This window comes from uncultured Paraglaciecola sp. (assembly GCF_943787955.1).
Classification (GTDB): Bacteria; Pseudomonadota; Gammaproteobacteria; order Enterobacterales; family Alteromonadaceae; genus Paraglaciecola.
In genome coordinates, this window is the sequence record NZ_CALSOK010000017.1 from 105,628 (window position 1) to 112,796 (window position 7,169).

A 7,169-nucleotide genomic window follows, 5' to 3' on the forward strand; every position below is an offset into this window, starting at 1 on the left:
CCCAAAAAAGAGTTCAGGAGTATTCCCTGAGCAATAATTAACGTGTTGATGTTTCATTAAACACAAGACCACTTTCTAACGCCTTATCTTCATGACAATGTAAAATCAAGCTGGAATTTTAGATGCATCAACATTTGTTAACGTGTTTTGCAAAAGCAAATCACCCGACATGAAAAAATGACAAAATCAATCCAAAATATCTTTTTGTTAGACATATCCTTCCCCCTTAAATAAATAGAACATAAAGCCAAAATTAATTGTCAATATTATCAATAGCTGATGTATAAAATCACTTTTTTATAGGAATACAAATGCCAATCATTGATTAATCTAATCAACCCTATCGGTGGTAGCCATATCTGCATGACAAAAATAATAGTTCATTTAAGGTGCTAGAACACAATTGATTTTCCACGACCATTTGCCTCTGAAGCGGCATCAATTTTACCGTCTATATTCACAATAACCTGCATATCACCAAAACGGACGCTACTCATGGTGTAACCCATTTTTTCTAATTCAGAAATCACAGCAAGATCGATTCCGTCATGGTAACGAATTACATTTTTTGGCAAGAGTTGATGATGGAACCGAGGTGTGTTGACTACATCTTCTGCACTCATAGAAAACTCCAAGGCATTTAGAATAGACAGATACACTGAGCTTATAATAGTGGTTCCACCAGGCGAGCCAGTTATAAAGGTTACCTCACCATTTTTTAAGACCATGCTTGGCGTCATAGAAGACAACATACGCTTTTTGGGTTGAATTTCGTTGGCTTGACCACCTACGGCACCAAATACGTTGGCAACCCCCGGTTTAGAACTAAAGTCATCCATTTCATCGTTTAATAAAAATCCTGCCCCCTGCACTACCACACTGCTGCCATATCCAAGATTAATAGTGGTGGTGTTCGATACTGCATTGCCCCATTTATCCATAATAGAAAAATGCGTGGTTTCTTCGCTTTCTTTTAGCCCTGGTTTAACCCATTCCGTCACTGAAATCTTATCTCTGGATACCGTTTGACTGCGCATCGCGATATATTCATCACCAATTAAACTATCAACGGGAACGTCGACAAAGTCGGGATCACCAAGGTATTCGGCACGATCAGCAAATACTCGCTTACCAATTTCTGATAATAAATGCAGGTACGGGGCAGAGTTGTGGGTAAGTTTTTCTTGATCTCGAGTTAATAGATCATACATTTTTAACCATTGTATAATAGCAATGCCTCCAGAACTGGGTGGCGGTGAAGTGAGTAATTGATATTCTCGCCATTTAGCACTCAGAGGTTCTCGTGACTTCGCTTCATAAGATAATAAATCTTGTTCAGTCACCAAGCCGTTTTTCTGACGCATAAAATCGCTGATTATTTTTGCTGTTTGACCTTTATAAAAACCGTCTCGCCCTTGATCACGAATACGTTTTAGGGTGTCGGCCAATTCTAATTGTTGAAATACCTCATTTGCTTTTGCTGCAGCGAAATAATCTTTGAAATTCACGTCAAAACCACGTTTTTCTAATTTAGCTATATGCCTTTCAATGGATTGTGCAAGTTTGGGGTGAACCTTAAATCCTTTCTCTGCTAGATTAAAAGCTGGCTGGACCAGTTCTTTCCATGGCAAAGTGCCATATTTTTCATGGGCTAACCACATACCTGCTACAGTGCCAGGCACGCCAGATGACAAAACACCTATTAACGACTGATAAGGGATAACGTCACCGTTTTTGTCCAAATACATATCCCTATGAGCTGATAAGGGCGCTTGTTCGCGGTAATCAATAAAGTCACTTTTTTTGTCTTTATATACCAGCATAAAACCACCCCCACCAATATTACCTGCTTCAGGTAAGGTCACAGCTAAGACAAATTGCGCAGCAATAGCAGCATCTACCGCGTTACCCCCTCTTTGTAAAATATCTTTGGCTATGTCTGCGCTGAAACTATCAGGCATCGCCACCGCTGCTTGTTTGAACACGGGTGTGGATGAAAGGGGTGCAAGGGGTGCAAGGGAGGTAAATTGTGCTTCATCAACCTGCTCAGAGCATGCAAAAAGAGTTACACTCATTAGTGTAAGAAGAACGTGGCCCATAATTCTTCTTGATGTTGTTTCAATAGGCATCATTGTTTCCTTAAAGTTTAAATCATTATTAAACTAGCGATAAAATATCCAACAAAAGCTAAAACGCCACCAAACAGCGCATAAGGCATTTGGGTGCGTACATGGGTCAATAAGTCACAACCTGAAGCGATTGAAGATACCGCAGTGGTGTCAGAAATAGGAGAACAATGGTCACCAAAGACTCCCCCTCCTAAAATAGCAGCTATTACCAGTGAGGGCGGCAATCCAAGTGTTTGGATCAATGGCACCCCTATTGGAATAAGTATCGCAAAAGTGCCCCAAGAAGTCCCTGTACTAAAAGACATCATGGCTCCTGCTAAAAAAAGCACCGGCACTATCAAACTGATAGGTAAATAATCTCCCACCATCCCGGCCACAAACCCCCCCGTACCGAGTTCTTTTAAACTCGCCCCTAGTGTTAACGAAAACAAGACTATCGTCACCAATGGTAATATTTCACCCATACCTTTGAAACCCGTATCGACTAATTCTTTATGAGTGTATTGTTTTGAACTTAACAATAAAATATAAGCAACAAAACACGCCAACAAGGTTGCGTAAAGTACAGATTTACTACCATTTCCATCTGCCAGATCACCGTTTCCTGTCCATAACATAAAACCAATCATGGATAAAATCATACTTGCCAGAGGCAATATCATAAAACGCGCCTTGCTAGCTGGGATAACAATCTGCTCCCCTTCCAACTTGACTAAGTTTTTTTCCGCCTCTTTCATAGGCCCATGAACTTTGTCGGCCAATATCGTATATAACACTAGAGCCAAGGCAATAATCGCATAAAAATTTAGGGGTACTGTGCCCCATAAAACGGACACTGCGCTTTGCTCAAATTCATAGTTGCTCAGCAGAGCAAGGATAAATGCGCCCCAGCCATTGAGCAAAATCAGGATACAAATAGGGGCACTAGTACTGTCGATAATATAAGCCAACCTTGCGCGGCTCATGTTAAACTTATCGAATAATCCTCGGGCTAAAATACCTGAGGCCAGCACACTGAGGTTCGATTCAATAAACACCACAATACCGGTAAACATGGTGAGTAAACCTACCTGCTTTTTACTTTTAGCCACGCCTTTGTTGATCAACATTTCGACTGTGGCAGCTACTCCACCTGAATAACGCATATAAGCTAGCATCGCCCCAATCAAGACGCTAAATAACAAAATACGACTATTCCCCGCAGAGGTAACAATTTCAATCACCCGCTCTACCGAGCCAATGGTACCGGTAAAGAATATTTCGGTTTTATTTTGATAAGCGAGCAAATACTCAGCTGACAGGATAGCCGCCAATAAAGCCAAAATGACTTCTTTACGCCAAAAGGCAATAATAATGGCAATAATAGGAGGTAAAATAGAATACCAATGCATACACGAACCTTATTTTGATGACACGTTTTTTATTAGGTTTTAAATAGGCTTTAAACAGGTTTAAGCCTATACGAGAAACACTATACAGGTAAAGCAGTCGTGTACTTAATTTGTTCAAAAGCTAATCGTGATGCAATATTAGATAAATCTACACCATTAACTAATTTTATAAATATATCAGAGGCTTGCATGTCTGCCACTACTACTTTGAACAGATAGTCATATTCACCGCTGATTCGATAAAATTCAACAATTGGTTTAATGTTTGAGCCTTCTTCATAAATTTTATAGTCAAACAGATTTATTTTATCCACTTTAATAAGCAAAAAAATATCATACCTAAGCCACTTTTTTCAGGAATAAGTAAATCCAGGTAGGCAATTTAATAGTTATGTACAAAAAGTATGGCTAGAGTTGGTTGGCAAGGCCAATCAAGACAATTTCTTAAAAGTGAGATGCAAACACATGGTGAATTTTTCGCTGAGCGTTGGAGCTTAAAAACGTTTGCATGCGGCGAAATAAATCCACGAGCTCAGCACCATGTTGGGCAACAAAGTTTGAGTTATTTATGGCAATCTCAGTTTCGTTGGCGGCGATAAGTTCACATAAATTTTGCAACATCTCAAAGGATACAGCTGATTTTTTAGATGTTATGTGGTTATAAAATACAGGTGTGTCGACCAGCCCAAACTGAGCAAAAAAAGCATGTCTGTCACAAGCACAGTAATGGTAAACGATATTTTCGGCATCATTACCAATTACCACTGCCACTTCTTCTCTTTTTGATAACTCAAATACGTTTTGTGCAAAAGCAGATGTGCCATAAGCAGCATGATATAACCCAGCATCTTGTAACACTTTGGATGCATTCCAAGCCTTCAAAAGACACCTTGTACCTTCAAGATGAGCAATGAGCAGACCATTTACGTGTTCAAATTCTCCAGCACTGAGTTCGATCAATTGCCGAAATTTTGCATCCATTTTTAATCCTTTTCCAACTTATCTAACCCAAACAAAATTTATACTCACTCATATAAGTCACGAGTGCAACAATGACAGTCACGTTACGTCGCGTTTCGTTACGTTACGTTACGTTACGTCAGCCAGTCTCTATTGTGAATTGGCATTTGCCAAATTGAATATGTTAGGCTTCTTATTTTGGGTGACTTATTATAAATAAACGTCTCAGTACTAATATTGAACATTAGTACAAAGTGTCAATAGCCAATAAGGCTTAAAATTCATAAATTTTTAATGGTAAAAAATAGTCAACATCAACACAATATTTGGAGTGAAAAATGCTCGGTAATTTGTATTTAAACGGTAACCTAACTCTTAGACTTGACTTTGAAAGTAGATCGAAAAAGTTAGCCGCAACATTACAAACACAAGGCATTGGTCAAGGTGATACTGTTGCTGTTTTAATGCGTAACGATGTTAAATACCTTGAAGTCATTCAAGCTTGTCGATACTTAGGCAGCTACTTTGTGCCTCTGAACTGGCATTCTGTTGCCACTGAAATTGAACACATTATTGAAGACTCTGGTGCAAAAGTATTGATTGCACATAAAGATCTAGCTCACCAGCTTAATGAAAAAAATTTGCCAAAGGTATTGCTTACCACTTTTCCCACACCACCAGAAGTTGCAGAAAGTTATCAAATTGATGTTAACGCACGCAGCAGTGCATCTGACATAGCCTTGGATCTTGAGTTAGCATTGCAAGCAGCCGTGCAAATTGATACTCAACCTAAACCCTTTAAAGGTATGTTCGCCTATACATCTGGCAGTACTGGTAGACCCAAAGGCATTAAACGCAGGGCACAAGACGGCGATACTGATAAATATATTGTGTACCAAGGCCTATCACGTTCCTTAATGCAATTAACCAAAAATGACCGATTTTATCTTGCTGCGCCTATTTACCATAGTGCTCCAAATACATTAACCCTCTGCAGCCTAGCAGCATCAGACGTGGATATTTATATTTCGACTAAATTTGATCCTGAACACTTTCTGGCCGCAATAGACAAATACAACATCACACATATTTATATCGTACCTACTATGATGATTAGATTATTAAAATTACCGCAAACTATTCGTGAACAATATAACTTGGGCTCACTAAAATATGCACTTTCCACTGGTTCACCTTGTCCGGCAGATATAAAAAAAGCCATGATAGAGTGGTTTGGTCCAATATTTTATGAGTCATACGGGGCGAGCGAAATTGGGTTCATGACCTTAATATCATCCTCTGAGGCATTAGAGAAACCCGGGTCAGTAGGTAAGGTAGTTGCAGGTGGCGCAATCAAAATATTGAATGAAAATAAACAAGAATTAGGCACACAACAATCAGGATTAATATATGTCGACTTACCTATGTTTGGTAAATTTGATTACACCAATTTTGACGGTGATAGCAGCGAATATACTTATCAAAACTATATTTCGGTAGGTGATATTGGTTTTTTAGATGAGGAGGGATATTTATTTATTAATGACCGTCAAAAAGACATGATTATCTCAGGTGGCGCGAATATCTTTCCACTCGAAATAGAGTCCGTATTAATCCAAATGAATGACATAGTCGACTGTGCTATCTATGGGTCACCCCATCCTGAGTTCGGAGAGATGGTTGTGGCTGCTGTACAATGTCAACCAGGAAAAATAATCACACTTGAGCAAATGCATGAATATTTAGATAGCAAACTGGCTCGTTTTAAATTTCCTAGAAAGCTCGATATACATCAGAAACTCCCAAGGGAAGACAGTGGCAAAATTTTTAAACAGAAGTTACGAGAGTCTTAATCTAGGTTCAACAGCCTTTTTAAACAGCCTCACTGAATCACTATTTTTTTTGTAGCTCACTTTCTCAACATCCATGACTTCAACAGATAGTGAAAGAGGTCGTGCTATAATTTCACTGATTTTATCCAATACTAACTTGGTCAGGTCTTTTTTCTGTTGATGATTTCTACCCTGCAATATTTTCAATGTGATGTGAATAAAGGACGTATCGGATAAACCTGTTTGATAATAAGCAAATTCAATTGCACGCGAATTAATAGAAGCTTCTTCGAATAATCCCGATGCAAATACGCTACTGTGCACCACACGCACTCACTCACTCAGTCAGTCATTAATAGGCAAAACATTTTCTATTTTTTTAGAATATTCAATAACACAATGAGGCATTTTACTGTCCTGACTTTAGGTAAAATTATCAATAAAAATAACTGAGCATCATCTTGGTGAATAACATGAAATATGGCAACTTTTCAATCAAACCGTGCATCATGTTAATGCTCACTATCACTCTCATAAGCAATTAGACACTTGGGCACCTGCATTATTTGACAAATTCTTGTGGATTAACAAGCTAGCTATACTCAGCTCTTACGTGTACGTTAAAGAAAAAATTGTGGGTTACAGTGATTTACAACCAAGTGGTAATATCGACCATTTCTTATGCCATTACTGCTATCAGGAACAAGGTATAGGCTCAACGTTAATAGCACATAGTCTTACATAAACTGAAAAACAAAATATCACTCAATTTTCAGCTGACGTCAGTATCACTGCAAAGTCATTTTTCAAAGTGAATGGCATTAAAGTATCAAATCACCAAACAGTGCTTATCCAAA

Annotated in this window: 6 protein-coding genes; 1 reads left to right on the forward strand and 5 read right to left on the reverse strand. The window is 38.6% G+C overall.

Annotated elements, in window-relative coordinates; translation table 11 throughout:
• Positions 1-392 precede the first annotated feature (392 nt).
• The 4 genes from ggt to Q0Y52_RS16045 all read right to left on the reverse strand — a co-directional run bounded on the left by ggt (position 393) and on the right by Q0Y52_RS16045 (position 4,501).
• Positions 393-2,129, reverse strand: coding sequence for a gamma-glutamyltransferase (gene ggt, locus Q0Y52_RS16030; RefSeq protein WP_297823367.1), 1,737 nt, complete (start codon positions 2,127-2,129; stop codon positions 393-395).
• 17 nt (positions 2,130-2,146) lie between these two features.
• Positions 2,147-3,520 (reverse strand): Na+/H+ antiporter NhaC family protein, encoded by a 1,374-nt coding sequence (locus Q0Y52_RS16035; protein ID WP_297823368.1) that lies wholly within the window; start codon positions 3,518-3,520, stop codon positions 2,147-2,149.
• An 80-nt stretch (positions 3,521-3,600) separates the two neighbouring features.
• Positions 3,601-3,834: an Lrp/AsnC family transcriptional regulator gene (locus Q0Y52_RS16040; protein ID WP_297823370.1), complete on the reverse strand. Its 234-nt coding sequence runs from the start codon at positions 3,832-3,834 to the stop codon at positions 3,601-3,603.
• A gap of 130 nt (positions 3,835-3,964) precedes the next feature.
• Positions 3,965-4,501 (reverse strand): DUF6817 domain-containing protein, encoded by a 537-nt coding sequence (locus Q0Y52_RS16045; RefSeq protein WP_297823371.1) that lies wholly within the window; start codon positions 4,499-4,501, stop codon positions 3,965-3,967.
• Positions 4,502-4,818: 317 nt separating this feature from the next.
• On the opposite strand from Q0Y52_RS16045, the gene Q0Y52_RS16050 reads away from it, so the two are divergent.
• Positions 4,819-6,333 (forward strand): AMP-binding protein, encoded by a 1,515-nt coding sequence (locus Q0Y52_RS16050; protein ID WP_297823373.1) that lies wholly within the window; start codon positions 4,819-4,821, stop codon positions 6,331-6,333.
• Here the strand turns inward: Q0Y52_RS16050 and Q0Y52_RS16055 are convergent.
• Positions 6,319-6,636 carry a 5-carboxymethyl-2-hydroxymuconate isomerase gene (locus Q0Y52_RS16055; RefSeq protein WP_297823375.1) on the reverse strand — a complete coding sequence of 106 codons (318 nt, stop codon included), beginning with the start codon at positions 6,634-6,636 and terminating at the stop codon, positions 6,319-6,321. The genes Q0Y52_RS16050 and Q0Y52_RS16055 overlap by 15 nt on opposite strands.
• Positions 6,637-7,169: the final 533 nt, after the last annotated feature.

Excerpts from the sequence above, each read along its gene's own strand:
- ggt (WP_297823367.1), bottom strand. The coding sequence starts at position 2,129 with ATGCCTATTGAAACAACATCAAGAAGAATTATGGGCCACGTTCTTCTT.
- Q0Y52_RS16035 (WP_297823368.1), bottom strand. The coding sequence starts at position 3,520 with ATGCATTGGTATTCTATTTTACCTCCTATTATTGCCATTATTATTGCC.
- Q0Y52_RS16045 (WP_297823371.1), bottom strand. The coding sequence starts at position 4,501 with ATGGATGCAAAATTTCGGCAATTGATCGAACTCAGTGCTGGAGAATTT.
- Q0Y52_RS16050 (WP_297823373.1), top strand. The coding sequence starts at position 4,819 with ATGCTCGGTAATTTGTATTTAAACGGTAACCTAACTCTTAGACTTGAC.